Below are 25573 nucleotides of genomic sequence, written 5' to 3'. Positions count from 1 at the left end.
GGCCCTGCCGCCGGCAGCACCCATCCGGGGCATCGCGGGCGCGCATGGCCGGGGTGCGCGGCAGTTCAATCGCCGTCCCGCGCACCGTCCTGCGGCTGGGTCGGCGGGCCGAAGCGGTCGATCATGCGGGTGATGATCTGGTCGCGGCTCTGGCGATAGGCGGCCAGCTTGGCCTCGCGGCCCTCGGCCAGCCCGGTCGGGTCCATGATCGGCCAGTATTCGACCTCCAGGTGGTAGACGCGGGTCATCTCCAGCGCCAGCCGCTGGCTGGCCGGCGACAGCGCCACGATCAGGTCGAAGCCGCCCAGGTCGTCGCCCCAGGCCTGCATCTCCTCGAAGGAACGCGAGCGGTGGTTCGAGATGGTGACCCCGATCTCCTCGCAGACGGCGATGGCGAAGCCGTCCACCTCCATGTCGTTCTTGACCCCGGCCGACTGCACATAGGCGGCGCGGCCGTAGAACTTCTTCATGATGCCTTCCGCCATCGGGGAACGGATGGCGTTGTGATCGCAGCAGAACAGAACCGAGGAAGGAATGTCCCGCGCCATCTGTCAGCTTTGCGGGATCAGGGCGCAGATCAGGGTGAACAGGCGACGGGCGGTGTCGATGTCCAGCTCGGCCTTGCCCTCCAGCCGCTCCTGCAGGGTGCGGGCGCCCTCGTTGTGGATGCCGCGCCGGGCCATGTCGATCGCCTCGATCTGCGCGGGCGGCAGGCGCTTGACGGCCTCGAAATAGCTCTGGCAGATCTGGAAATAGTCCTTGACCACCTGCCGGAACGGCCCCAGCGACAGGTGGAACTCGACCACCTTGCCGTCGCCTTCCGTGGTCACGTCGAAGACCAGCCGCCCCTCGCGGATGGCCAGGTCCAGCACATAGGGGCCCTCGGGGGCGGGCTGGCCGTCGCGGCCGGGGATGAGGAAGCTGTTGTCCTCGATCAGGTCGAAGATGGCGACCTTGCGCTCCTGCTCCATCTCGGGGGTGGCGGGCGGGATCGCGCTGTCGTCGATCTCGATGCGTGTCAGGCGGCTCATTCAGCCCCCCTTTCGTTCAGCAGCGCCAGCCGGGCCTCGACCGAGGCGCCATGGGCCTGCAACCCCTCGGAGGCGGCCAGCCGCATGGCGGCGGGACCGATCGCGGCCAGCGCGCCCGGCGACAGTCGCGCCAGCGTGGTCCGCTTGAGGAAGTCCAGCACCGACAGCCCCGAGGAGAACCGCGCCGAGCGCGCCGTCGGCAGCACGTGGTTCGGGCCGCTGACATAGTCGCCCACGGCCTCGGGCGTATGGGCGCCCAGGAAGATCGCGCCGGCATGGAGGCATTTCGCCGCCAGCGCCTCGGGGTCGTCGACGCAAAGCTCCAGATGCTCGGGCGCGATCCGGTTCGACAGCGCGGCGGCCTCGTCCAGGTCGCGGGCGATGATGATCGTGCCATAGTCGCGCCAGCTGGCCCCGGCGATTTCCGCGCGCGGCAGGGTCGGCAGGATCCGGTCGACGGCCCCCGCGACGGCATGGGCCAGGGCCGGATCGGTGGTGATCAGGATCGACTGCGCATCGGCGTCATGCTCGGCCTGCGCCAACAGGTCCAGCGCCAGCCAGTCGGGATCCTGCGCGCCTTCGGCGATGACCAGCACCTCGGACGGGCCGGCGATCATGTCGATGCCGACGCGGCCGAAGACCTGGCGCTTGGCGGCGGCGACATAGGCGTTGCCCGGCCCGGTGATCTTGTCCACGGGCGCGATGCTGGCCGTGCCATAGGCCATCGCCGCGATCGCCTGCGCGCCGCCGACGCGATAGATCTCGTCCACGCCGGCCAGCTCGGCGGCCAGCAGCACCAGCGGATTGACCACGCCACCGGGCGTCGGCACGCAGACCACCAGCCGCCCGACCCCGGCCACCCGCGCGGGAATCGCATTCATCAGCACCGAGGACGGATAGGCCGCCTGCCCGCCCGGCACATAGAGCCCCGCCGCCGAGACCGGCGTCCAGCGCCAGCCAAGCGTGGCCCCGTCGGGATCGGTCCAGCTGGCATCCTCGGGCATCTGCCGGGCGTGATAGGCGCGGATCCGCTCGGCCGCCAGCGCCAGGGCGGCGCGATCCTCGGGGGATACGCGCGCCACCTCGGCGGCGATCTCCTCGGGCGAGAACCGCAGCCGCTCGGGCGTCAGCTCCAGCCGGTCGAACCGCGCGGTCAGTTCGCACAGCACCCTGTCGCCGCCCGCCCGCAGATCGGCGATGATCCCCGCCACGACATCGTTGACATCGGCGGAATCCTCGCGCTTGGCCGACAGCATGTCGGCGAAACGGGCCTCGAAATCGGCATCGGATGTGTTCAGCGTGACCGGCATCGTCGCTCCCCTGCAATCCCGCCTTGTTATCGCCAAGCCCGGCCCGCCTCAAGCGCCCGCAGGTCGCAGCCCTGGCCGCGCCCCCCGCCTGCCCCCTCGCACTCCTTGCAAATACCTGCGGGGGTGAATTGGCCGCAGGCCAAGAGGGGGCGGCGAGCCCCCTTCTGCCGATCCCGGCCCCCGCGCCGCCCCGCTCAATCCGGGTGACGCGGCGCCTTGCCCGAGGGCGCGACATAGGGCCGGGTCACGTCGCGCAGCTCCAGGTTGATGCATTCGACATCCGCCGCCAGCGTGCCGTCCCCCGCGAATTCCAGCAGCAGCCGCCCGGTGCCGTCCTCGCCCGGCTGCCAGGACAGCGCCAGCAGTTCCAGCACCGTCTCGCCGTCGCGGTCGATCCCGTCGCTTTGCAGCCGCAGCACGTCATGGACGATCAGCAGCGCGCGCACCCGCTCGAAGGGGCGGCCCTCCAGCCCGGCCTGGTCGGCATCCTCCCAGCGGAACCGGTTGATCAGCAGCGCCAGCCGCCGCGCCTTGACGTCATAGCCGATCTCGGTGGCGGGAAGGACCGCGTCCTGCACCAATGCGGAAAAGATGCGCAGGTCGGTCTCGTCCTCGGCCATCAGCACCAGCGGACGCGGGTCGGCATCGGCGAAACGGGCATCCTCGGCCATTCTCATTCCTCCTTGATACGTTCGATCCTGGCTCCTACGCCGCGCAGCTTGCGCACGACATGTTCATAGCCGCGATCCAGGTGATAGACGCGGCTGACGGTGGTCCTGCCCTCGGCGGCCAGCCCGGCCAGGATCAGGCTGACCGAGGCGCGCAGGTCGGTCGCCATCACCGGCGCGCCGCGCAGCTTCTCGACGCCGGTCACGGTGGCATGGCCGCCATGGACCTCGATCCGCGCGCCCATCCGGGTCAGTTCCGGGGCGTGCATGAAGCGGTTCTCGAAGATCGTCTCCTCCAAGACGCAGCTGCCCTCGGCCACGCACATCAGCGCCATGAACTGCGCCTGCAGGTCGGTCGGAAAGCCGGGAAAGGGCTCGGTCGTGACGTCGACGGCGCGGACCCGGCCGTTCCTGCGGCCGACCTTGATCCCGCGGGCGGTCTGCTCGACGCTGATCCCGGCCTCGTCCAGCTTCTCGCAGAAGGCCGAGAGCAGCTCGATCCGGCCGCCCAGGCATTCGACCTCGCCGCCGCAGATCGCCGGCGCCAGCATGTAGGTGCCCAGTTCGATCCGGTCGGTGACGACGGGATGGGTCGCGCCATGCAGCGCATCGACGCCCTGGATGGTGATGGTGCCGGTGCCCTCGCCCTCGATCTGCGCGCCCATGCGGCGCAGGCATTCGGCCAGGTCCACGATCTCGGGCTCGCGCGCGGCATTCTTCAGCACCGTGGTCCCGCGCGCCAGAGTCGCCGCCATCAGCGCGTTCTCCGTCGCGCCGACCGAGACGATGGGGAAATCGACCACAGCCCCGCGCAGCCCGCCATGAGGGGCCTTGGCATGGACATAGCCGTCGCGCAGGTCCAGCTCGGCCCCCATCGCCTCGAGGGCCTTCAGATGCAGGTCCACCGGCCGCGCGCCGATGGCGCAGCCGCCGGGCAGCGACACCTCGGCCCGCCCGTCCCGCGCCAGCATCGGCCCCAGCACCAGGATCGAGGCCCGCATCTTGCGCACGATGTCGTAATCCGCGCGATGGCTGGTCAGGTCGTGGCTGGACAGCGCCAGGACCTGGCCCTCCTGCAGGGGCGCGACCTCGGCGCCCAGGCTCTGCAGCAGCGCGGTCATGGTGCGGATATCCGACAGGCGCGGCGCATTGGTCAGCGTCAGCGGCTGGTCGGTCAGAAGCGTGGCGGGCATCAGCGCCAGGCAGGCATTCTTCGCCCCGGCGATCGGGATCTCGCCCCGAAGCGGGCCGTTTCCGTGAACGATGATCTGGTCCATCTAGCTGTCGTCCTTGCCTGTATCGCTGCCATTGTCCTCGCCGCCCGCCCGTTCGGCCCTTGCCCTGGCCTGCTGCTTGCGGCGCTGCAGATTGGCGCGCAGGGCGGCCCGCAGCCTGTCCTCGCGCCCCGCCGCCGCCTTGCCGCCAGCCGCCTTGCGGTCAGTCCCCCTGTCGCCGGGGCGGTCCCTGTCTTTCGAGCGATCCGTCATCCGAACCTGTTAGCCGCGTCGCGCGATACAGTCCAGCAGCGCGATCCCCTGCGCACCGCTTCCCGCGCGGCAGAGGCGATCGGCGCCCCGGATCCGCAGAAATTCTCGCCCCCCCTCTTGCGCAGCGTCCCGGCATTGTCTAAACGCCCCTCCACGGCGCTGTGGTAGCTCAGTGGTAGAGCACTCCCTTGGTAAGGGAGAGGTCGAGAGTTCAATCCTCTCTCACAGCACCATCCCCCCGCATTCACCCACGACCTCCTGCCGCATCTCCGCCTGGGCCTTCCCGGCGACGCATCGCAAGATCGCGGCCCTGCTAGGTTGCATTTCCGATCCCGTCTGGGCGAGGCTGCCGATGCGTCGTATAGCGGCATGGCGGCGGCAAGGCAGGCGGTCATTCCGCAGGCGCGCCGGCGGAACGAAGCGATGCAGAACGGGGCGAGGGGAATGGCACGGCAGACGGACGGCACCGACAAGGCGACACTGGATGGCGAGGGCGCGGAAGCCGCCCCGGCGCCGATGCGCGATGTGCCGGTGGACCAGCTGAACGAACAGCAGGCCGGCGACGAGATCGCCGAGCTTGCCGCCCGGATCGCCCAGGCCAACGAGGAGTATCACGGCAAGGACGCGCCCACCCTCTCGGACGCCGCCTATGACGCGATGAAGCAGCGGCTGGAGGCGCTGGAGCAGGCCTTCCCGGAACTGGCCATGCCCGACAGCCCGACCGGCAACGTCGGCACCGCGCCTTCGGAGGGATTCGGCAAGATCGCCCATGCGCAGCGGATGATGTCGCTGGGAAACGCCTTCTCGGCCGAGGAGGTGCGCGATTTCGTCGCCCGGATCCGCGGCTTCCTGAACCTTCCGCCCGAGGCGCCGCTGCGCTTCACCGCCGAGCCGAAGATCGACGGGCTGTCGCTGTCGCTGCGCTACGAGGATGGCGCGCTGGTCCAGGCGGCGACCCGCGGCGACGGCACCGTGGGCGAGAACGTCACCGCCAATGCCCGCACCATCGACGACATTCCGCAGGTCCTGGCGGGCAGGCCGCAAGGCGTGATCGAGGTACGGGGCGAGGTCTACATGAGCCACGAGGATTTCGCCCGGCTGAACGAATCGGCGAACGGCACGGGCCAGGGCCGGATCTTCGCCAATCCGCGCAATGCCGCCGCCGGATCGCTGCGCCAGCTGGACCCGACGGTGACCGCCAGCCGGCCGCTGCGCTTCTTCGCCTATGGCTGGGGCCAGCTGTCGGCGCCGCTGGCCGCGACCCAGTTCGAGGCCGTGCGGCGGCTGGCCGAGCTGGGCTTCCGGACCAATCCGCTGACGCAGCTCTGCGAGGATGCCGAGGCGATGATCGCCACCTGGGCCGCGATCGAGCAGCAGCGCGCCACGCTTGGCTATGACATCGACGGGGTGGTCTACAAGGTCGACGACCTGGGCTATCAGGCGCGGCTGGGCTTCCGCTCGACCACGCCGCGTTGGGCCTTGGCGCACAAGTTCCCGGCCGAAACCGCCTGGACCCGGCTGGAGCGGATCGAGATCCAGGTCGGCCGCACCGGCGCGCTATCGCCGGTGGCACGGCTGGAGCCGGTGACGGTGGGCGGCGTCGTGGTCTCGAACGCGACGCTGCACAACGAGGATTACATCGCCGGGCGCGACAGCAGCGGCGCGCCGATCCGCGAAGGGCGCGACATCCGCCAGGGCGACTGGGTCAAGGTCTATCGCGCCGGCGACGTGATCCCGAAGATCGCCGACGTGGACATCTCGCGCCGCGTGAACAACGCGCCCTACGACTTCCCCGCGACCTGCCCCGAATGCGGCTCTCCCGCGATCCGCGAGGAGGGCGATTCGGTCCGGCGCTGCACCGGCGGGCTGATCTGCCCGGCCCAAGCGGTCGAGAAGCTGCGCCATTTCGTCAGCCGCGCCGCCTTCGACATCGAGGGGCTGGGCGCGAAGCTGGTCGAGGAACTGTTCCGCGACGGCTGGATCAGGGAACCCGCCGACATCTTCACCCTTCAGGACCGCTACGGCCCCGGCCAGCTGACCCAGCTGAAGAACCGCGACGGCTGGGGCGAGAAAAGCGCCGCCAGCCTGTTCGCCGCCATCGAGAAGCGCCGCAGCATCCCCCTGGCCCGGCTGCTCTTCGCGCTTGGCATCCGCCATGTCGGCGAGGTCGCGGCGCAGGAACTGGCCCGCCACTACGGCTCTTGGCAGGCGCTGGCCGCGGCGCTGGACCTGGCCCGCCCCGCCGCCCTGGCCCATCGCGCCGCCGAAGCTGCCGCCCAGGCCGAACGCGAGGCCGCGGCGCGCGAAACCCGCCGCGCCCGCCTGGCCGAGGCCCGCGCGGCGGCGCTGGCCGAGACGGATCCCGGCCCCGATTCCGCCGCGGCCTGGGCCGACCTGATCGCGGCCGACGGGATCGGCCCGGTGCTGGCCATGTCGCTCTCGGACGCCTTCGCCAACGAGGCCGAGCGCGCGGCCATCGACCGGCTGGTGGCCTTCCTCGACATCCAGCCGCCCGAGGCCCGCGCCGCCGACAGCGAGATCAGCGGCAAGACGCTGGTCTTCACCGGCACGCTGGAACGGATGACCCGCGCCGAGGCCAAGGCGCGGGCCGAGGCGATGGGCGCCAAGGTCGCCGGCTCGGTCAGCGCCAAGACGGACCTGGTCATCGCGGGTCCCGGCGCGGGCTCGAAGGCGAAGAAGGCCGCCGACCTGGGCGTCGCGGTCATCGACGAGGACGAATGGATGCGGATCGCGGGCAGATGAGCGCGCCGAAGGGCAGGCCCCCGGCGCTGTTTCCGCTGTTCGCGGCGGTCGACACCCTGCCGGGCATCGGTCCCAAGGCCGCCGCCGCGCTGGCCCAGATGGGGATCGAGAAGCCGCGCGACCTGATCCTGACCCTGCCCGCCAGCGGCGTCACCCGCCGCCGGATCGAGCGCATCGCCGAGGCCCGCCCGCCCGAGACCGTCACCATCGCGCTGCAGGTGATCCGCCACCACCCGCCCACCGCGCGCGGCCGCCCCTGGCGCACCCATCTCAGCGACGGGGCGGGCGATTTGACGCTGGTCTTCTTCCATCCCCGCCCCGACTGGATCGAGAAGCAGCTGCCGGTCGGGACGCGCCGCATCGTCTCGGGCAAGGTCGAGCTGTTCGACGGCATGGCGCAGATGGTCCATCCCGACCATATCCTGCCCGAGACCGATCCCCTGCCCGAGGATTTCGAGCCGGTCTATCCGCTCAGCGCCGGGCTGACCCAGAAGGTCATGGCCAGGGCCGTGGCCGCGGCGATGGAGCGGCTGCCCGAGACCGGCGAATGGATCGACCCGCAGCTGATCGCCGATCGCGGCTGGCCGGGCTGGGCCGAGGCGCTGGCGGCGGCCCATGCGCCATCGGGGATGCGCGACCTGTCGCCCGACAGCCCGGCGCGGCAGCGGCTGGCCTATGACGAATTCCTGGCCCATCAGATGACGCTGGCGCTGGTCCGGCGCGAGAAGCGGCGGCTGAAGGGCCGGCCGAGCGCGGGCGACGGCCGGCTGCGGCGCGCGGTGCTGGACAGCCTGCCCTGGCCGCCGACCGGGGCGCAGACCCGCGCGATCGCCGAGATCGCCGAGGACATGGCCAGCGACCGGCGCATGAACCGGCTGCTGCAGGGCGATGTCGGCGCCGGCAAGACGCTGGTCGCCATGCTGGCCGCGCTGGTCGCGGTCGAGGCGGGCGGTCAGGCGGTGCTGATGGCCCCGACCGAGATCCTGGCCCGCCAGCACGCCCGCGGGCTGGAGCCCCTGGCGCGGGCGGCCGGCGTGCGGCTGGCGGCGCTGACCGGGCGCGACAAGGGCGAATTGCGCGCGCAGCTGCTGGAGGACCTGGCCGAGGGGCGGATCGACATCCTGGTCGGCACCCATGCCGTCTTCCAGAAGGACGTGCATTTTCATGACCTTCGACTGGCGATCATCGACGAACAGCATCGTTTCGGCGTCGCGCAGCGGCTGGAGCTTTCGGCCAAGGGCGAGGTGCCGCCCGACATGCTGATCATGACCGCGACGCCGATCCCGCGCTCGCTGGCGCTGACGCAATATGGCGATCTGGACCTGTCGGTGCTGGACGAAAAGCCGCCCGGACGGCAACCGGTCACGACCGTGATGATCTCGGACCAGCGGCTGGCCGAGGTCACGGCGCGGCTTCACGCGGCGCTGGCGCAGGGCGCGCGGGCCTATTGGGTCTGCCCGCTGGTCGAGGAGAGCGAAGTCAGCGACCTGACCGCCGCCGAGGCGCGGTTCGAGGCGCTGCGGGCGCAGTTCGGCGATCAGGTGCGGCTGATCCACGGCCAGATGCCGGCAGACCAACGCGACGCGACCATGGCCGATTTCGCCAGCGGCCGGGCCGCGATCCTGGTCGCCACCACGGTGATCGAGGTCGGCGTCGATGTCCCCGAAGCCACGATCATGGTGATCGAGCGCGCCGAAAGCTTCGGGCTGGCGCAGCTGCACCAGCTGCGCGGCCGGGTCGGGCGCGGCAGCGGCGCCTCGACCTGCCTGCTGATGTATCATGCGCCGCTGAACGAGACCGGCGCCCGCCGCCTGACCACGCTGCGCGACACCGAGGACGGCTTCCGCATCGCCGAGGTCGACCTGGAGATGCGCGGCGCGGGCGACGTCATCGGCACCGCGCAATCCGGCCTGCCGCGCTTCCGCATCGGCGACCTGGAACACCAGGCGGGGCTGATGGCCGTGGCCCGGCAGGACGCCCGCAACCTGCTGGAACGCGACCCGGCGCTGGACAGCCCGCGCGGCCGGGCGGTGCGCTTCCTGATGTGGCTGATGCAACAGGACCAGGCGATCCGGCTGATCTCGGTCGGCTAGGCCCGGATCGCGCCGCCCGAGGGGCGCTAGAACGTCAACCCCACGCTGAAGGATGCGCCCTCCGTGCCGATCCCGAAGCTGGCCGCGCCGAAGCTGAAGCCGATCAGCGCCCCGGCCATCGCCTGCGCGGGCGTGTGCTGGCCCGCATGGACGCGGCTATAGGCGGTCAGCCCCGCCGCGCCATAGGCGGCCGCGCCCGCCGCCGCCTCGTCCTCGAAACACTTGCCGGCCAGGTCGGCGGCGCCGAAGGCCGCGGCGGCGGAATGGCCCGAGGGGAAGCCGCGCCCCTCGCCCGAGGGCCGGCGTGCGACGGGCGCATCCTCCAGGCCCGATTTCAGCGCCAGCACCAGCGCCGCCTGCAGCAGGCCCCGGACCGCGAAATCCTCCAGCCGCGACTGGTCGGCGGCGCAGACCGCCGCCGCCAGCGGCAAACCGTATTTCATCGCCGTGCCGAAATCCTCCAGCGGATCGGCCGTGGCAACGCCTCCCGCCAGCAGCGGCAGCGCCGCCAGTCCCGCCCATCGCCGCATCGCGTTCCCTTTGCCCGGCCCGCACTATTCCTGGATGCCTTCCAGATATTCGCTCAGCGCGACAAGACGCCTCGGCGTCGGCGTCTGCAAGCCGTCGCCGGCATCGTAGAGCACGGTCGGCCCGTCCAGCAGGTCGCCGAAGGACGGCATCGGATCCTCGCCCCGGCCCATGGTATAGCCGTAGATCCGGCTCATGACCTGCGCCCTGGGGAAGCTGCCGCCATTGCGGGCCGCGATCCGGGTCAGGTCGGCAGGCGTCGCTCCGGCATCCGCGGCCGCGGGCCCGTCGCCCTTGCCCGCCGGTCCGTGGCAATCGGCGCACAGCGCCATATAGTCGTCCTGCGCGCTGGCCGCCCGCTGTTCCGGGGCGCAGGCGGCGATCAGCCCCGCCAGGCCAAGCCCGCCTGCCGCCGCCATCACTACTGCTCTCATCGCTGCCTCATCTGGTTGCTTCGGCCCATTGCCGCTTCGGGCCATGTTGCCCCGGATCGCCCCGGTCAGGCAACCGCCTGGTTCAGATGGACGATGCGGTCCATCCGGCCGGCCAGCTCATGGTTGTGGGTGGCGATCAGCGCCGCAAGGCCGGTTTCCCGCACCAGCGCCATCAGCACCTCGAAGACCCGGTCCGAGGTCTCGGGGTCCAGGTTGCCGGTCGGCTCGTCGGCCAGCAGCAGCGCCGGCTGATTGGCCAGCGCGCGGCAGAAGGCGACGCGCTGCTGCTCGCCCCCCGACAGTTCCGCCGGGCGGTGGCTGGCGCGATGGGACAGGCCGACGCGCTCCAGCAGCTCCGCCGCGCGCCGCCCCGCCGCCGGCGCGGCCACGCCATTGGCCAGCTGCGGCAGGACGATGTTCTCGGCGGCGCTGAATTCCGGCAGCAGGTGGTGGAACTGGTAGACGAAGCCCAGCTCGGCCCGGCGCGCCTCGGTGCGGGCATGGTCGGGCAGGCCGGTCATGTCGCGCCCGCCCAGGATCACCCGCCCGCCGCTGGGTTCGTCCAGCAGCCCCGCGATATGCAGCAGCGTCGACTTGCCCGCCCCCGAGGGCGCGACCAGCGCCACGACCTCGCCCCGCGCCACGGACAGCTCGATCCCGCGCAGCGCCTCGACCGGGGCCGGGCCGCCCGCGCCATAGGTCTTCGACACCCCCTCCAGCCGCAGGATCTCACTCATAGCGCAGGGCCTCCACCGGGTTCATGCGCGCGGCGCGGCGCGCGGGGAAGATGGTGACGATGAAGGACAGCGTCAGCGACAGGGCGACCGCGCGCAATATGTCCCAGGCCCGCAACTCGGCCGGCAGGCGATAGATGCCGCGCACCTCGGGCTGCCAGGCGCCGCCGCCGGTCAGCGCGTTCAGCGCCGCCATGATATTGTCGACGTTCAGCGCCAGGGCCACGCCCAGGATCACCCCGGCGATGGTCCCGATCACCCCGGTGAAGGCGCCGCACAGGAAGAACACCCGCAGCACCGCGCCCTCGGTCAGGCCCATGGTGCGCAGGATGCCGATGTCGCGGCCCTTGTTCTTGACCAGCATGATCAGCCCCGAGGTGATGTTCATCGAGGCGATCAGCACCAGCACCGACAGGATCACGAACATCACGTCATCCTCCATGTCCAGCGCCGCCAGGAACGACCCCGAGGCGTCGCGCCAGTTCCAGACCTGCGCCCCCTCGCCCGCCGCCTGCAGCAGCGGCCCGCTCCAGTCGTCGACCCGCTCGGGATCGGCCACGAAGACCTCGATCTCGTCGGCGACGCCCTCGCGGTTGAAATAGCTCTGCGCCTCCTCCATCGGCATGTAGATGCGGGTGCGGTCGATGTCATAGCGCCCGGCGCTGAAGATATAGGCGACCTCGTAGGCCTTGACCCGCAGCGACTTGCCGACCGGCGTGTTCGGCCCGTCGGGCGACACCAGCCGCAGCTTGTCGCCCAGGCCCAGGTTCAGCTCGCGCGCGATCCCGGATCCGATGGCGACGCCCTGCCCGAAATCCTCGATGCTGCCGGCCGAGGTCTGGGGATCGGCGATCCGCGGCATGGCCTTCAGCGCCTCGCCCGTGACGCCGAACACCTCGGCCACGTTCGAGCGGTCGTTGGCCGTCGCCATGACCTGCCCCTTGACCACCGGCGCGGTGCGGGTGACGCCCGGCAACTCGGCCAGCTGGGCCGCCATGGCGTCGTAATCCTGGATCTTGCCCGGCACGACATAGACATCGCCGGTCAGGTCGTTCTCGATCCGCTGCGGCGCCATGTAGACCGTCACATGGGCATTGGCGCCCAGGATCGTGTCCACGAATTCCGCCCGGAAGCCCGACCGCACCGCCAGCGTCGCGATCAGCGCCATGACCCCCAGCGCGATGCCGATCAGGCTGATCCAGGTCATCACGCTGACCCCGCCCTCGGCCCGGCGCGCGCGCAGATAGCGCCAGGCGATCATGAACTCGTATCGCGAAAACGGTCTGGGGCTGGCCATATGAAATCCCTGAACGAAACCGCGCCGAAACTGGCCGTGGCATGGCCAAAGATCAAGCCGACAATGGCGTGATCGCTTCTTCGTTGTCCAAATACCCGGAAAACCCATATTGCGGCCGGGTCCCGCGGATGCCACAAGATATGCCATGGCCCGATCCGTCACCGCCTTCACCTGCACCGCCTGCGGCGCCGCCCACAAGAAATGGGCCGGGCGCTGCGACGCCTGCGGCGCCTGGAACACCGTCATCGAGGAGGCGCCGCTGTCGCAGGGTCCCGGCCGCGGCCTGGGCGCCGCCAAGGGCCGCGCGGTGCCGCTCAGCGGGCTCTCGGCCCAGGAACCGCCGCCGCCCCGCGCCTGCTCGGGCATGGCCGAGCTGGACCGGGTCCTGGGCGGCGGGCTGGTGCCGGGCTCGGCGGTGCTGGTCGGCGGCGATCCCGGCATCGGCAAGTCGACGCTGCTGCTGCAGGGCGCGGCGGCCTTCGCGCGGGCCGGGCTGAACGCCGTCTATATCAGCGGCGAGGAAGCCAGCGCCCAGGTCCGCATGCGGGCGCAGCGGCTGGGGCTGGCGGATGCGCCGGTGCGGCTGGGCTCGGAAACCAATCTGCGCGACATCCTGACCACGCTGGACGCCGAGCGGCCCGACCTGGCGGTGATCGACTCGATCCAGACGCTGTGGTCCGACCAGGTCGATGCCGCGCCCGGCTCGGTCGGCCAGGTCCGAGCCTCGGCCCATGAACTCGTGACCTTCGCCAAGCGGCGCGGCACGGCGATCGTCCTGGTCGGCCATGTCACCAAGGACGGCCAGATCGCCGGCCCGCGGGTGGTGGAACACATGGTCGATACCGTCCTCTATTTCGAGGGCGAGCGCGGCCACCAGTTCCGCATCCTGCGCAGCGTCAAGAACCGCTTCGGCCCGGCCGACGAGATCGGCGTGTTCGAGATGACCGGGGCGGGTCTTTCCGAGGTCGCCAACCCCTCGGCGCTGTTTCTGTCCGAACGCGGCCAGCCCACCCCCGGCAGCGCGGTCTTCGCGGGGATCGAGGGCACGCGGCCGGTGCTGACCGAGGTGCAGGCGCTGGTCGCGCCCTCGACGCTGGCCAGCCCGCGCCGCACCGTCGTGGGGCTGGATTCGGGCCGCGTCTCGACCATCCTCGCGGTGCTGGAGGCGCGCTGCGGCATCCCCTTCGCGGGGCTCGACGTGTTCCTGAACGTCGCCGGCGGCATGAAGGTCGCCGAACCCGCCGCCGACCTGGCCATCGCCGGGGCGCTTCTCTCCGCGCGAGAGGACAATCCGCTGCCGCCCGAGGCGGTTCTGTTCGGCGAAATCAGCCTCTCGGGGGCGCTGCGTCCGGTGGCGCAGGCCGAAAACAGGTTGAAAGAGGCACGAAAACTTGGTTTTTCACAGGCGATTTTGCCCGAGGCCCAGAAGGCCGAGGGACTGGACGGCATGGCGCCGATGCGCGTCGCCGACCTGACGGGATTTGTGGGCGAGGTCTTCGGCGCCGGCTGAACCGCCTGAAACGAAACGATATCCGGCGCAGGGGCAACGAGCTATGGACGGATTCACGGTTATCGACGCGGTGGTGGCGGGGGTCATCATCCTTTCGGCGATTCTGGCCTGGTCGCGGGGCTTCGTGCGCGAATCGCTGGCCATCCTGGGCTGGATCGCGGCGGCGGTGCTGGCCTTCATCTTCGCGGGCGCCATGCGGCCGCTGATCGCGCAGATCCCGGTCCTGGACCGTTTTCTGGGCGACAGTTGCGAACTGGCAACGATCGCGGGCTTCGCGGTGGTCTTCGCGCTGGCGCTGGTCGTGTTCTCGATCATCACGCCGCTGTTTTCCTCGGTGGTGCAGCGCTCGGCGCTGGGGGGCATCGACCAGGGCATGGGGTTCCTCTTCGGCGTGGCGCGCGGCATCCTGCTGGTCGCCATCGCCTTCATCGTCTACGACCGGGTCATGACCAGCCAGCAGGTCGCCATGGTCGAGAATTCCCGCTCGGCCCAGGTGTTCGAGCGGATGCGCGGCCAGCTGGACGAACAGGTCCCCGACGACGCGCCGGGCTGGATCGTCAGCCGCTACGAGCAGATGGTGCGCGGCTGCGCGGCCAGCGGCGCGGCGGTCGATCCGGCGCAGGCGCCCAGCCCCCAGCCCGCCACCGAGTGAGCTATCCGGCGATCATGTCGCTTTCGTGACGAAAAACCGCCCCCGCCCGCCCGCGGGGGCGTGACTTTGCCAGCGCGGCGCACTACATAGCGGGCGATAGCCCAAAGCCATTCAGGATGCCGCAGATGCAACCGTTCCTGGCCCATCCGTTCGATTCGGACCGTCTGCACGAGGAATGCGGGGTGTTCGGAGCGATCGGCGTCGCCGATGCCGCCAGTTTCGTCGCCCTTGGCCTGCACGCGCTGCAGCATCGCGGCCAGGAAGCGGGGGGAATCATCAGCCACGATGCCGAGCAGGGCTTCAACAGCGCCCATCGCTTCGGCTACGTGCGCGACAATTTCACCAAGCCCGACGTGATGGCCACCCTGCCCGGCCCGCTGGCCATCGGCCATGTGCGCTATTCCACCGCCGGCACCAAGGCCGCCACCGCGATCCGCGACGTGCAGCCCTTCTTCGGCGAGTTCCACATGGGCGGCTGCGCCATCGCCCATAACGGCAACATCACCAATGCCGCCGCCCTGCGCCGCGAACTGATCGAGCGCGGCTCGATCTTCTCGTCCAGTTCCGACAGCGAATGCATCATCCACCTGATGGCGCGGTCGATCCAGCGCAACATCCCCGAACGGATGAAGGACGCGCTGCGCCGCATCGAGGGCGCCTTCAGCGTCATCGCCATGACCCGCACCAAGCTGATCGGCGTGCGCGACCCGCTTGGCGTGCGCCCGCTGGTGCTGGGCCGGGTGGGCGACGAGGGCTTCGTGCTGGCATCCGAGACCTGCGCGCTGGACATCATCGGCGCCGAGTTCATCCGCGAGATCGATCCGGGCGAGATGGTGGTGATCTCGAAGGGCCATATCGAAAGCTCGCGCCCCTTCGGCCCCTCGACCGGGCGGTTCTGCATCTTCGAGCATGTCTATTTCTCGCGCCCCGATTCGATCATCGGCGGCCGGTCGGTCTATGAGACCCGCCGCCAGATCGGCGTCGAGCTGGCCCGCGAGGCGCCGATCGAGGCCGACCTGGTCTGCCCGGTCCCCGACAGCGGCACGCCCGCGGCCATCGGATTTGCCCAGGAATCGGGCATTCCCTATGGGATGGGGATCATCCGCAACCAGTATATGGGCCGCACCTTCATCGAGCCGACCGAGCAGATCCGCAACATGGGCGTCAGGCTGAAGCTGAACGTGAACCGCTCGCTGATCGCCGGCAAGCGTGTGGTGCTGGTCGACGATTCGGTGGTGCGCGGCACCACCTCGCGCAAGATCAAGGACATGATCCTGGATGCCGGCGCCGCCGAGGTGCATTTCCGCATCGCCTCGCCCCCCACCGCATGGCCCTGCTTCTACGGCGTGGACACGCCCGACCGCGAGAAGCTGCTGGCCGCGCAGATGACGACCGAACAGATGCGCGACTGGATCGGCGTCGATTCGCTGGCCTTCGTGTCGCTGGACGGGCTTTACCGCGCCGTGGGCGAGGCCGGGGGCCGCAACACCAAATGCCCGCAATATTGCGATGCCTGCTTCTCGGGCGACTATCCGGTGGCGCCCTTCGACCAGCTGGAGCGCGGCTTCCGCATGAAGCCCGGTTCCGAGACGGCGGTGAACGAGGCGGCCGAATAGGCTTGCGTCCCGCGATGGCCGGGGGCGCTTCGCCCCCGTCGCCGGCTGGTTCTTGAACCAGTGGCGCACCAACCGGCGACCCCCGAGGGTATTTCGGCAACAGAGAAATCCGCTGTTCAGGGGACGATGCGTTCCAGGGGGTCGTAGAGGGCGGCGGCATGGCCCCAGACGGCTTCGGCGAGGCTGTCCGGCTTGTGGCGCAGCGTGGCCAGTTCGTGGCGCGTCACCCAGCGGAAGCGGTTCACGACGCCGTGCGGATCGGCCAGTGTGATGTCCCTGCCGGGGGCCAGCGTGGCGCGGAAATGCAGCTCGACCTGGTGGAAGCCGCTTGCGGGGTCGTGGAATTCGTTGACCAGGATCGGGGCGCCGACGGTGATGGAAAGCCCGGTCTCCTCGGCCAGTTCGCGGGCCAGGTTTTCGGGCAGGGACTGGCCCGGCTCGACCCCGCCGCCGGGCAGGCACCACAGGTCCGAGCCCTTGCCCGGCCAGGCATTCACCATCAGCAGCCGGTCGTCATGCAGGATCGCCGCGCGGACCGCCAGCCTCGGCCGCGCCAGCCTCATCGGCCGATCCGGTTCACATGGCCCATCTTGCGGCCCGGACGCGCCTCGCCCTTGCCGTAAAGGTGCATCTGCACGCCGGGCGTCGCCATCAGTTCGGGGACGCGGGCGACGTCATCGCCGATCAGGTTCTCCATCACCACATCGGCATGGCGCCGGCCATCGCCCAAGGGCAGGCCGGCCACCGCGCGGATATGCTGCTCGAACTGGTCCACCACGCAGCCCGCCTGCGTCCAGTGGCCGGAGTTGTGCACGCGGGGCGCGATCTCGTTCACGACCAGGCCCTGCGGGGTCACGAACAGCTCGACCCCCATCACGCCGACATAGTCCAGCGCATTGGCGATGCGGGCCGCGATCAGCACCGCATCGGTCGCGACCCGCGCCGGCAGGCCGCAGGGCACGGTGGTCGTCCGCAGGATGCCGCCCCGGTGGACGTTCAGCCCCGGATCATAGGCCGCGACCTGCCCGTCAGCGCCGCGCGCGATGATCACGCTGATCTCGGCCGAGAACTCCACGAAGCCTTCCAGCACCGAGGGCGCGCCGGTCCATTCCACACCGGCCGGATCCTCGATGCGGAGCTGGCCCTTGCCGTCATAGCCCAGGCGGCGGGTCTTGAGGATCGCGGGCGCGCCGATGCGGGCCAGCGCCCCGGCCAGATCCGTCTGGGCCGGCACGTCGGCGAAGGGCGCGGTGGCCAGCCCGATCTGGTTCAGGAAGGTCTTCTCGGACAGCCGGTCCTGGGACACCGCCAGCGCGCGGCGGTTCGGGCGGATCGGGCGGATCGATTCCAGCAGGTCCAGCGCCGAGGTCGGCACGTTCTCGAATTCATAGGTGATCACATCGACCGATTCGGCGAAGGCGCGCAGCGCGGCCGGGTCCTCGTAGGGGGCGGTGGTCAGCGCATGGGCCACGTCGCCCGCCGGCGCCGCGCCGGGCTCGTAGACATGGCAGCGCAGGCCCAGGCGGCTGGCCGCGACCGACAGCATCCGGCCCAGCTGGCCGCCGCCCAGGATGCCGATGGTGCGGATCTCACTCATCGCGGGGCTCCTCGGGGATCGAGGCCGACAGCGCCGCGCGCCAGCCGTCCAGCCGTTCGGCCAGCGCCGGGTCGGAGACCGCCAGGATCCCCGCCGCCATCAGCCCGGCATTGGCCGCCCCCGCCGCGCCGATGGCCATGGTCGCGACCGGATAGCCCCTGGGCATCTGCAGGATGGAATAGAGCGAATCGACCCCCGACAGGGCGCGGGTCTGCACCGGCACGCCGATCACCGGCAGCCGCGTCTTCGAGGCCATCATGCCCGGCAGATGCGCCGCCCCGCCGGCCCCGGCGATGATCACCTTCAGTCCGCGCGACACGGCCGTCCTGCCATAGTCCCACAGCCGGTCCGGGGTGCGATGGGCGCTGACGATCTTCGCCTCGTAGCCGATGCCAAGCTCGTCCAGGATGGCCGCCGCCTCGCGCATGGTCGGCCAGTCCGACTGGCTGCCCATGATGATTCCGACCGGCTTTTCCATGCTGGGGTCCCCCTCGTCTGGCTGTGCGGTGTCTTGCTGCGATCCGGCTGGATCCCGGATGGCGCCCGCAATAGCGCGCGCCGGGCCGGGCCGCAATCAGGCGATGATGTCGGGGGTCAACTCGTCCTCCAGCCGGGCGATGCGGTCCTTCAGCGCCAGCTTCTGCTTCTTCAGCCGCTGCAATGTCAGCGAAGAGGTCAGCTGCTGCGCCGAGAGCGCCGCGATGGCCTCGTCGAGGTCGCGATGCTCGCAACGCAGGGCCGTCAGCTTGGCGCGGACGATCTCTTCATGGGACATTTCGTGATGCACGTTCATCTGGCGGACCATTGCTTGACGCTTGGGCGTTGTTTTTCCTGCTTATAGCCTGTTGCGCCTGCGCTGTTAACAAAATCCTTGGGATCTTGCGCATAAGTTCGGGCGTTCACATATTGATCCTGCACGGGTCGCCGTCACGGGGCCCGGCAGGCAAGCAGTCGCTTCATGCGGAAAGGGCTGGGAATGACGAAGATATCGCTGGGGGCACATCCCTATCTGTTGGGTTTCGACCAGCTGGAACGGCTGGCCGAACGTGCCGCCAAGGGGGCCGAGGGCTATCCGCCCTACAATATCGAACATGTCGGCCCCGACGGATTCCGCATCACGCTGGCCGTGGCGGGGTTCTCGGACAGCGATCTGTCCGTCACGACCGAGGACAGGCAGCTGGTGATCCGCGGCCGCATGGCCGAAGAGGATGGCGATCGCGTCTTCCTGCATCGCGGCATCGCCGCGCGGGCCTTCCAGCGCAGCTTCGTGCTGGCCGATGGTGTCGAAGTCACCGCGGCGCAGATGGAAAACGGGCTGCTGCATGTCGACCTGACCCGCGTTCAGCCGCAGCAGGTCGTCCAGACGATACCGATCAGCCGCAAGTAAAGGGGATCACCATGAACATGAAACATGATTTCGGCGATATCCAGGACGGCAACACCGTCTATATCCGCCGCGTCGCCACCGACACCCTGCCCGAGGAGATTCGCGAGCAGGTGCCGGGGATCGACACGCTTTACGCCGTCCATGGCATCGATGGCGAACGCCTGGCGCTGGTGCGCGAGCGCAGCCTGGCCTTCATGCTGGCGCGCCAGAACGACCTGGCGCCGGTCAGCGTCCACTGAGGGCGCGCGGCGCCTTCAGCGATAGCGCATGAAGGCGAAGGCCCCTCCGTCGGGCGCCCAGCAGGGCACGTTGATCGTGCCCTGCCCGCCGAACAGATGCACGACGGGGCGGCGGTTCTCGCCCTGCGTGTCCATCAGCCACAGCGCCACGTCCATGTCGCGCGGATGGCCCTGGGTGCCGGGCGGATAGGCCAGATACAGCACATGCCGCCCGCAGGGCGAGGGATGCGGGAACCAGTTGACCGAATCGTCGCGGAAGACCGGGGCGGGATCGTCGCCCTCGGCCCCCATGCGCCAGATCTGCGCGTGGCCGGTCGCATCCGAATTGAACCAGATGAACCTGCCGCAGGCCGAGAAATCCGGCCCGTCGTGATGGGCCCTGCCCGGCGTCAGGATCCGCTCGACCTGCCGGTCCAGCCCCATGATCGCGATCCGCACCACCCGGTCGCCCCGCGCCGCCGCATAGCAGATCCGCCGCCCATGCGCGCCATGCCACCAGCTGGGGCGCGGCAGGCGCAACTCGCGCGGGCCGTCGCGGTCCAGTACATGGATGCCCGCGCCGCGGTCGTCATGGCAGGAAAAGACGATCCGCCCGTCCGGCAGGAAGCCGTGATCGTTGTTGCAGCGCTGCAATTCGCCGGTGGCGATGGGTCGCAGCGCGGGCGCGCGCGGATCGACCCGCCACAGCCTCCCCTCGCCATTGACCAGGAACCAGCCCTCGGGATGCCAGTTCGGCGCCTCGATCAGCCTTTCCGTGCGAAAGACGACCTGAACGCTGCCCGAGGCCAGGTCGAAGACCTCCAGCGAGGACCGCCACATCAGCCGCAGATGCCGCCGCCCGGCATCGCTGCGCGCAACCCTCCGGGTTCCGTGACGATCGCGATGCCGGCCCTGTCGCCATATCGGGCGACAAGCGCATCGCCGGCCAGGTCCTCGGCGACGACCAGCTCGGTCGCGCCGAAATTGCGGGCCAGCACCGCCTGCATCAGGGCCAGGCGGCCGGCACAGCCCGGCAAGGGCGGCGGATCCATCGGCAGATGCGCGATGCCCGCGGCCTCCAGCCGTCGCCGCAGCGCCTCGCGGCGCGGATCGTCCGCAGAGAGCGCGACGACATGCGCCGCCGCCTGCGCGCGCCGCGCATTGGGAGAGGTGCCCGCCAGCGGCGACGGCGCCAGGCCCTTGACCGGGCCGCCCAGATCCACCGGCCCCGCGCCCCGTGGGTCGGCGGGCCATTTGTCGGTCACCGACATGACCGCCAGCAGCGCCCCGTCCGGCCCCGCAAGGGCGATGTCGCTGCCCGGTTCGACCTGCGCGGCGAATTCCGCACCGACCTCCAGCGAGACCGGCAGCGGCCAGAACATGCCCGAGGACAGCTGCAGCCCCTCCTGCACCGCCTGGTGATCGGCCTGGGTCAGATAGCCCTTCAGCGGGAAGAAGCCGCCATTCATCAGCAGGTCCAGCCGGCGCATCTGCGGCGGATCCAGGATCCAGCGGGGCAGCCGCGCGGCATCCCGCAGCAACGCGCCCGCCATCGCTTCCGAGACGAACAGCTCGCGGATCGGCGCCTGATTCGGGCTGGGCATCGGGCTCCTCCTCCTCAAAGCGCGACCACCTGACGTGACTTCCGGCCATAGCGGTCCCGCCCCGGCCGATCAACCTGCCCTTTGGACAGGCCGATCCCGCGCGCCGCGAAAAATATCCTGCCGCGTCGGAACTTTCGCGCAGGGCGGGCGTTTGCGCCCGACACGGTCACGCTCACGGAACGTGTGCGGGCGCCGCCGCGCGCCCGAAGCCGGATTTCTGGCGGGTCGGGATGCGGCCGATCCGCCGGAAATCGGTAAGTCCCAGGCCCCCCGTCCCAGGTCCCGCGAAAGTCAGATCGCGGCCATCTGCGGCCGGGTTTCGGCAGGGGCGTCGGTTTCGTGCGCGGCCAGCCAATGCTCGGCGTCCAGCGCCGCCATGCAGCCCATCCCGGCGCTGGTCACCGCCTGGCGATAGATGTGGTCGGTCAGGTCGCCCGCCGCGAAGACGCCGGGAACCGAGGTGCGGGTGCTGCCCGGCTCGACCTTCACATAGCCGCCGTGATGCAGCTCCAGCTGGCCCTGCACCAGCTCGCTGGAGGGCGCATGGCCGATGGCGATGAACACCCCGTCGGCCGGGATCTCGCGCAGCCCTCCCTGCTTCACGTCGCGGACCACGACGCCGGTCACGCCAAGCGGGCTTTCGCTGCCCTTCACCTCGGCCAGTTCGTGATCCCAGACGACCTGCACCTTGGGATTGGCGAACAGCCGTTCCTGCAGGATCTTTTCCGCCCGCAGGCTGTCGCGGCGATGGACCAGCGTCACCTTGCTGGCGAAGCGGGTCAGAAACAGCGCCTCCTCGACGGCGGTATTGCCGCCGCCGACCACGACCACCTCGCGGCCGCGATAGAAGAAGCCGTCGCAGGTGGCGCAGGCACTGACGCCGAAGCCCTTGAACTTCTCCTCGCTGTCCAGCCCAAGCCAGCGGGCCTGCGCGCCGGTCGCCAGGATCACCGCATCCGCCGTCACCACGCGGCCGCTGTCGCATTCGGCGACGAAGGGCCGGACCTGCAGGTCAAGCCGGGTGACGTAATCGGTGACGATCTCGGCGCCCATCGCGCGGGCATGTTCCTCCATCTTCACCATCAGCTCGGGGCCCTGGATCTCGGTCTCGCCCGGCCAGTTCTCGACCTCGGTGGTGATGGTCAGCTGCCCGCCCGGCTGCAGCCCCTGGATCAGCATCGGCTTCAGCATCGCCCGCGCGCCATAGACGGCCGCCGTATAGCCCGCCGGCCCCGAGCCGACGATCAGCAGTTTCACATGGGTTCTATCGGTCATCCTGCGCCTCGATCGCTTGTCCGGGGTCTAGGTAATGATCCGGGCGCCATAGTGCAATCGGGGCAATTTCAAGAAAGAATGTTGCGCCTGCCGGGGCCGCATTGTAGTTTCCGGCAACGAAAAAGACAGGGGTCACAGGGCAGAATGGCCGGCGCAAAACTGGACGAGATCGACCGCAAGATTCTTGCCGAGCTTCAGGCCGACGGCCGAATGACCAATGTCGAGCTTGCCCGGCGGGTCGGGATCTCGGCCCCGCCCTGCCTGCGCCGGGTCCGCGCGCTGGAGGAACTGGGCTATATCCGCGGCTATCACGCCGACATCAACGCGCGCGAGCTGGGCTTCGAGGTGCAGGTCTTCGCCATGGTGCGCCTGGCCAGCCAGTCCGAGCGCGACCTGTCGGCCTTCGAGACGCTGGTCCAGGGCTGGCCGCTGGTGCGCGAATGCCACATGCTGAACGGCGAGATCGACTTCATCCTGAAATGCGTCGCGCCCGACCTGTCCAGCTTCCAACGCTTCCTGACCGACCAGCTGACCGCCGCGCCGAACGTGGCCAGCGTCAAGACCAGCCTGGTCATCCGCGGCGCCAAGGACGAGCCCGCCGTGCCCTTCGAGATCGTCGAGGACCGGGTCAACCAGCCGGGTTGACCCCGCAGCCCCCAGCTTGACAGTTCGGCGCGCCGGGTCCAATGGATCCGCATCATAACCCGCAACCGGGCGTTCCGTGGGCGCCAGACCGACGAGGAGGACGCAATGTCCCAGATTTCCCTGACCTTTCCCGATGGCAATTCGCGCGACTATCCCGCCGGCATCACCGCCGCCGAGGTCGCCGAGAGCATCGCCCCCAGCCTTGCCAAGCGCGCGATTTCCGCCAGCCTCGACGGCCGGCATGTCGACCTGGCCTGGCCCATCGAGGCCTCGGGCGCCATCGCCATCCACACCATGAAGGACGAGGCCCAGGCGCTGGAGCTGATCCGCCACGACTTCGCCCATGTCATGGCCCGCGCCGTCCAGGAGATCTGGCCCGAGGTGAAGGTCACCATCGGCCCGGTGCGCGATCACGGCTGGTTCTACGATTTCGACCGCGAGGAACCCTTCACCCCCGAGGATCTGGGCCGGATCGAGGCGAAGATGAAGCAGATCGTCGCCGCCCGCGATCCCGTCCGCACCGAGGTCTGGGACCGCGCCCGCGCCCGCGCCCACTATGAGCAGCAGAACGAGCCCTTCAAGCTGGAGCTTCTGGACCGCATCCCCGAGGGGCAGGACATCCGCATGTACTGGCACGGCGACTGGCAGGACCTGTGCCGCGGCCCGCATCTGCAGAATACCGGGCAATTGCCCGCCGACGCCTTCCGCCTGACCCATGTGGCCGGCGCCTATTGGCTGGGCGACAATACCCGGCCGATGCTGCAGCGCATCTATGGCGTGGCCTTCCGCAACCGCGACGACCTGAAGGCGCATATGACCATGCTGGAGGAGGCCGCGAAGCGCGACCACCGCAAGCTGGGCCGCGAGATGGACCTGTTCCACATGCAGGAAGAGGCGCCGGGCCAGGTCTTCTGGCATCCGAACGGCTGGAACGTCTATGTCACGCTGCAGGACTACATGCGCCGCCGCCAGCGCGCCGACGGCTATGTCGAGGTCAATACGCCGCAGGTGGTCAGCCGGAAACTGTGGGAAGAATCAGGGCATTGGGAGAACTATCAGGAAAACATGTTCATCGTCGAGGTCGATGAGGAACATGCCAAGACCAAGACCATCAACGCCCTGAAGCCGATGAACTGCCCCTGCCATGTGCAGATCTTCAACCACGGGCTGAAATCCTATCGCGACCTGCCGCTGCGCATGGCCGAATTCGGATCCTGCAACCGCTACGAGCCCTCGGGCGCGCTGCACGGGATCATGCGGGTGCGCGGCTTCACCCAGGACGACGCGCATATCTTCTGCACCGAGGAGCAGATCGAGGCCGAGACGAAGAAATTCATCGAGTTCCTGGCCGCGATCTATGCCGACCTGGGCTTCGACGACTGGAAGATCAAGCTGTCCACCCGCCCCGAAAAGCGCATCGGTTCCGACGAAAGCTGGGACCGGGCCGAGGCCGCGCTGGGGAATGCCTGTCGCGCGGCGGGGCATGACTATGAAATTTTCCCCGGCGAGGGCGCCTTTTACGGGCCGAAGCTGGAATTCGTGCTGACCGACGCCATCGGGCGCGACTGGCAATGCGGCACGCTTCAGGTGGACCCCAACCTGCCCGAACGGCTGGATGCCGAATATGTCGGCGCGGACGGCGCCAAGCACCGCCCGATCATGCTGCACCGCGCCGTGCTGGGCAGTTTCGAGCGCTTCATCGGCATCCTGATCGAAAGCCACGCCGGCAAGCTGCCCTTCTGGCTGGCGCCGCGCCAGGTGGTGGTCGCCTCGATCGTCTCGGATGCGGACGGCTATGTCGCCGAGGTGGTCGAGGCGCTGCGCGCCGCGGGCATCCGCGCCGAGGCCGACACCCGCAACGAGAAGATCAACTACAAGGTCCGCGAACATTCCGTCGCGAAAGTGCCGGCGATTCTTGCCATCGGCATGAAAGAGGTGGATGATCGCACTGTCTCACTGCGCCGGCTGGACAGCCAGGGCAGCCGGACCATGCCGCTTGCCGAAGCGGTCGAACTGCTGAAACTCGAAGCGACCCCGCCCGATCTGCGCTGAAAAGCGCCGATGTCACCGTCCCGTTACGCGTGCAGCACAGGCTGTGCGCGTTTCCCGCTTGCGTTTTCCAGCGATTCGGTCATCCTCTCATATGCGTGAGCGAAGACTTTCTACCGCCTCCCTTCCTGGGCAGCCGGACTACCGAAAGCGGGCTGCACGGCTTGGCGCAATCCTGCGCCGGGATGACTTGAAGGAGAGAACGGTTATGGCGACCGGAACGGTTAAGTGGTTCAACGCCACCAAAGGCTTTGGCTTCATCGCCCCCGACGAAGGCGGCAAGGACGTGTTCGTGCATATCTCGGCGGTGGAACGCGCCGGGCTGACGGGCCTGAAGGACAACCAGAAGATCGAATACGAGCTGCAGTCGGGCCGCGACGGCCGCGCCTCGGCCAGCGATCTGAAACTGCTCTGACCGGCGCGGGGCCCTGTGCCCCTTGCGATCGAGCGTGAAAGCGACGGCCCGTTTGCGCGGGCCGTTTTTCTTTGCCACGGGACCGTGAGTCGTTTCCCCGATCCGGGGCGCGTTGCCGGCCGGCCGCGTCATCGGGTATTTGTGCAACATGTATAACCGCCCCTTGCGCAAGAGGAATCTTCAAAGCTGATTTTGGCGCGTCACCGGGTGCTGACATGTATCCGGCCTCTGGTGCGGCCGTCGTCGTGCCGCGGGCCCGC

At 69.5% G+C, this 25573-nt stretch carries 27 protein-coding genes and 1 tRNA gene; 11 read left to right on the top strand and 17 right to left on the bottom strand.

Annotated features, from left to right (window positions below):
• Positions 1-65 precede the first annotated feature (65 nt).
• The 6 genes from C9E82_RS09205 to C9E82_RS09180 all read right to left on the bottom strand — a co-directional run bounded on the left by C9E82_RS09205 (position 66) and on the right by C9E82_RS09180 (position 4496).
• Positions 66-548 (bottom strand): arsenate-mycothiol transferase ArsC, encoded by a 483-nt coding sequence (locus tag C9E82_RS09205; RefSeq protein WP_119898660.1) that lies wholly within the window; start codon positions 546-548, stop codon positions 66-68.
• Positions 549-551: 3 nt separating this feature from the next.
• Complete coding sequence (locus C9E82_RS09200) at positions 552-1031, bottom strand: UPF0262 family protein (protein ID WP_119898661.1); 480 nt, start codon at positions 1029-1031, stop codon at positions 552-554.
• Entirely contained in the window at positions 1028-2341 is a 1314-nt protein-coding gene (gene hisD, locus C9E82_RS09195) for a histidinol dehydrogenase (RefSeq protein WP_119898662.1), read from the bottom strand. Before hisD ends, C9E82_RS09200 begins: the two co-directional genes overlap by 4 nt.
• Before the next feature lie 194 nt (positions 2342-2535).
• Complete coding sequence (locus C9E82_RS09190) at positions 2536-3012, bottom strand: DUF2948 family protein (RefSeq protein WP_119900918.1); 477 nt, start codon at positions 3010-3012, stop codon at positions 2536-2538.
• A 2-nt stretch (positions 3013-3014) separates the two neighbouring features.
• Complete coding sequence (gene murA, locus C9E82_RS09185) at positions 3015-4286, bottom strand: UDP-N-acetylglucosamine 1-carboxyvinyltransferase (RefSeq protein ID WP_119900917.1); 1272 nt, start codon at positions 4284-4286, stop codon at positions 3015-3017.
• Entirely contained in the window at positions 4287-4496 is a 210-nt protein-coding gene (locus tag C9E82_RS09180) for a hypothetical protein (protein WP_119900916.1), read from the bottom strand. It lies immediately after the preceding gene.
• A gap of 158 nt (positions 4497-4654) precedes the next feature.
• Here C9E82_RS09180 and C9E82_RS09175 point away from each other — a divergent pair.
• The 3 genes from C9E82_RS09175 to recG all read left to right on the top strand — a co-directional run bounded on the left by C9E82_RS09175 (position 4655) and on the right by recG (position 9352).
• Positions 4655-4729, top strand: a tRNA-Thr gene (locus C9E82_RS09175).
• A 283-nt stretch (positions 4730-5012) separates the two neighbouring features.
• A complete protein-coding gene (gene ligA, locus C9E82_RS09170) occupies positions 5013-7259 on the top strand; it encodes an NAD-dependent DNA ligase LigA (RefSeq protein WP_119900921.1) in 2247 nt (748 codons plus the stop codon).
• The gene (recG, locus tag C9E82_RS09165; RefSeq protein ID WP_119900920.1) at positions 7256-9352 is read left to right on the top strand and encodes an ATP-dependent DNA helicase RecG; all 2097 of its coding nucleotides are present in this window, start codon (positions 7256-7258) and stop codon (positions 9350-9352) included. The genes ligA and recG overlap by 4 nt, the downstream gene beginning before the upstream one ends.
• A 26-nt stretch (positions 9353-9378) precedes the next feature.
• Here the strand turns inward: recG and C9E82_RS09160 are convergent, their stop codons facing one another.
• The 4 genes from C9E82_RS09160 to C9E82_RS09145 form a co-directional block, all read right to left on the bottom strand.
• Entirely contained in the window at positions 9379-9882 is a 504-nt protein-coding gene (locus C9E82_RS09160) for a phosphatase PAP2 family protein (RefSeq protein WP_240643697.1), read from the bottom strand.
• Positions 9883-9906: 24 nt separating this feature from the next.
• Positions 9907-10314, bottom strand: a complete 408-nt coding sequence (locus C9E82_RS09155; RefSeq protein ID WP_119900915.1) for a c-type cytochrome — start codon at positions 10312-10314, stop codon at positions 9907-9909.
• A gap of 65 nt (positions 10315-10379) precedes the next feature.
• Positions 10380-11051 carry an ABC transporter ATP-binding protein gene (locus C9E82_RS09150; RefSeq protein ID WP_122449248.1) on the bottom strand — a complete coding sequence of 224 codons (672 nt, stop codon included), beginning with the start codon at positions 11049-11051 and terminating at the stop codon, positions 10380-10382.
• Positions 11044-12345, bottom strand: a complete 1302-nt coding sequence (locus tag C9E82_RS09145; protein ID WP_119900520.1) for a lipoprotein-releasing ABC transporter permease subunit — start codon at positions 12343-12345, stop codon at positions 11044-11046. The genes C9E82_RS09150 and C9E82_RS09145 overlap by 8 nt, the downstream gene beginning before the upstream one ends.
• 145 nt (positions 12346-12490) lie before the next feature.
• Here C9E82_RS09145 and radA point away from each other — a divergent pair, with 145 nt between their 5' ends.
• From radA to purF, 3 genes are all read left to right on the top strand, one after another.
• On the top strand, positions 12491-13855 hold the full coding sequence (radA, locus tag C9E82_RS09140) for a DNA repair protein RadA (protein WP_119900519.1): 1365 nt from the start codon (positions 12491-12493) through the stop codon (positions 13853-13855).
• A 43-nt stretch (positions 13856-13898) separates the two neighbouring features.
• The gene (locus C9E82_RS09135) at positions 13899-14507 is read left to right on the top strand and encodes a CvpA family protein (RefSeq protein WP_119900518.1); all 609 of its coding nucleotides are present in this window, start codon (positions 13899-13901) and stop codon (positions 14505-14507) included.
• Positions 14508-14632: 125 nt separating this feature from the next.
• Complete coding sequence (gene purF, locus C9E82_RS09130) at positions 14633-16123, top strand: amidophosphoribosyltransferase (protein WP_119900523.1); 1491 nt, start codon at positions 14633-14635, stop codon at positions 16121-16123.
• Positions 16124-16239: 116 nt separating this feature from the next.
• On the opposite strand, the gene C9E82_RS09125 is transcribed toward purF, so the two are convergent.
• The 4 genes from C9E82_RS09125 to C9E82_RS09110 all read right to left on the bottom strand — a co-directional run bounded on the left by C9E82_RS09125 (position 16240) and on the right by C9E82_RS09110 (position 18513).
• Entirely contained in the window at positions 16240-16686 is a 447-nt protein-coding gene (locus C9E82_RS09125) for an NUDIX domain-containing protein (RefSeq protein WP_119900517.1), read from the bottom strand.
• Positions 16683-17720, bottom strand: coding sequence for a 5-(carboxyamino)imidazole ribonucleotide synthase (locus C9E82_RS09120; RefSeq protein WP_119900516.1), 1038 nt, complete (start codon positions 17718-17720; stop codon positions 16683-16685). The genes C9E82_RS09125 and C9E82_RS09120 overlap by 4 nt, the downstream gene beginning before the upstream one ends.
• Positions 17713-18198 carry a 5-(carboxyamino)imidazole ribonucleotide mutase gene (gene purE / locus C9E82_RS09115; protein WP_119900515.1) on the bottom strand — a complete coding sequence of 162 codons (486 nt, stop codon included), beginning with the start codon at positions 18196-18198 and terminating at the stop codon, positions 17713-17715. Before purE ends, C9E82_RS09120 begins: the two co-directional genes overlap by 8 nt.
• A gap of 96 nt (positions 18199-18294) precedes the next feature.
• Positions 18295-18513, bottom strand: a complete 219-nt coding sequence (locus C9E82_RS09110; RefSeq protein WP_119900522.1) for a YdcH family protein — start codon at positions 18511-18513, stop codon at positions 18295-18297.
• Positions 18514-18696: 183 nt separating this feature from the next.
• Here C9E82_RS09110 and C9E82_RS09105 point away from each other — a divergent pair, with 183 nt between their 5' ends.
• Both C9E82_RS09105 and C9E82_RS09100 read left to right on the top strand, forming a co-directional pair.
• Positions 18697-19107, top strand: a complete 411-nt coding sequence (locus C9E82_RS09105; protein WP_119900514.1) for an Hsp20 family protein — start codon at positions 18697-18699, stop codon at positions 19105-19107.
• Between the two features lie 11 nt (positions 19108-19118).
• Positions 19119-19346, top strand: coding sequence for a DUF1150 family protein (locus C9E82_RS09100; protein ID WP_119900513.1), 228 nt, complete (start codon positions 19119-19121; stop codon positions 19344-19346).
• A 15-nt stretch (positions 19347-19361) separates the two neighbouring features.
• Here the strand turns inward: C9E82_RS09100 and C9E82_RS09095 are convergent, their stop codons facing one another.
• From C9E82_RS09095 to trxB, 3 genes are all read right to left on the bottom strand, one after another.
• Complete coding sequence (locus C9E82_RS09095) at positions 19362-20165, bottom strand: TolB family protein (RefSeq protein WP_119900512.1); 804 nt, start codon at positions 20163-20165, stop codon at positions 19362-19364.
• Positions 20165-20929 (bottom strand): bifunctional sulfate adenylyltransferase/adenylylsulfate kinase, encoded by a 765-nt coding sequence (locus C9E82_RS09090; RefSeq protein ID WP_119900511.1) that lies wholly within the window; start codon positions 20927-20929, stop codon positions 20165-20167. The genes C9E82_RS09095 and C9E82_RS09090 overlap by 1 nt, the downstream gene beginning before the upstream one ends.
• A 291-nt stretch (positions 20930-21220) precedes the next feature.
• A complete protein-coding gene (trxB, locus tag C9E82_RS09085; RefSeq protein WP_119900510.1) occupies positions 21221-22204 on the bottom strand; it encodes a thioredoxin-disulfide reductase in 984 nt (327 codons plus the stop codon).
• Positions 22205-22348: 144 nt separating this feature from the next.
• Here trxB and C9E82_RS09080 point away from each other — a divergent pair, with 144 nt between their 5' ends.
• From C9E82_RS09080 to C9E82_RS09070, 3 genes are all read left to right on the top strand, one after another.
• The gene (locus C9E82_RS09080) at positions 22349-22849 is read left to right on the top strand and encodes an Lrp/AsnC family transcriptional regulator (RefSeq protein WP_119900509.1); all 501 of its coding nucleotides are present in this window, start codon (positions 22349-22351) and stop codon (positions 22847-22849) included.
• A 105-nt stretch (positions 22850-22954) separates the two neighbouring features.
• Positions 22955-24901: a threonine--tRNA ligase gene (gene thrS / locus C9E82_RS09075; RefSeq protein WP_119900508.1), complete on the top strand. Its 1947-nt coding sequence runs from the start codon at positions 22955-22957 to the stop codon at positions 24899-24901.
• A 205-nt stretch (positions 24902-25106) separates the two neighbouring features.
• On the top strand, positions 25107-25313 hold the full coding sequence (locus tag C9E82_RS09070) for a cold-shock protein (protein ID WP_119900507.1): 207 nt from the start codon (positions 25107-25109) through the stop codon (positions 25311-25313).
• Positions 25314-25573: the final 260 nt, after the last annotated feature.

The organism is Paracoccus sigandri (genome assembly GCF_003709565.1).
GTDB lineage: Bacteria > Pseudomonadota > Alphaproteobacteria > Rhodobacterales > Rhodobacteraceae > Paracoccus > Paracoccus siganidrum.
The sequence above is the reverse complement of the archived record's forward strand: the minus strand, read 5'-3'. Positions and strand labels throughout refer to the sequence as shown.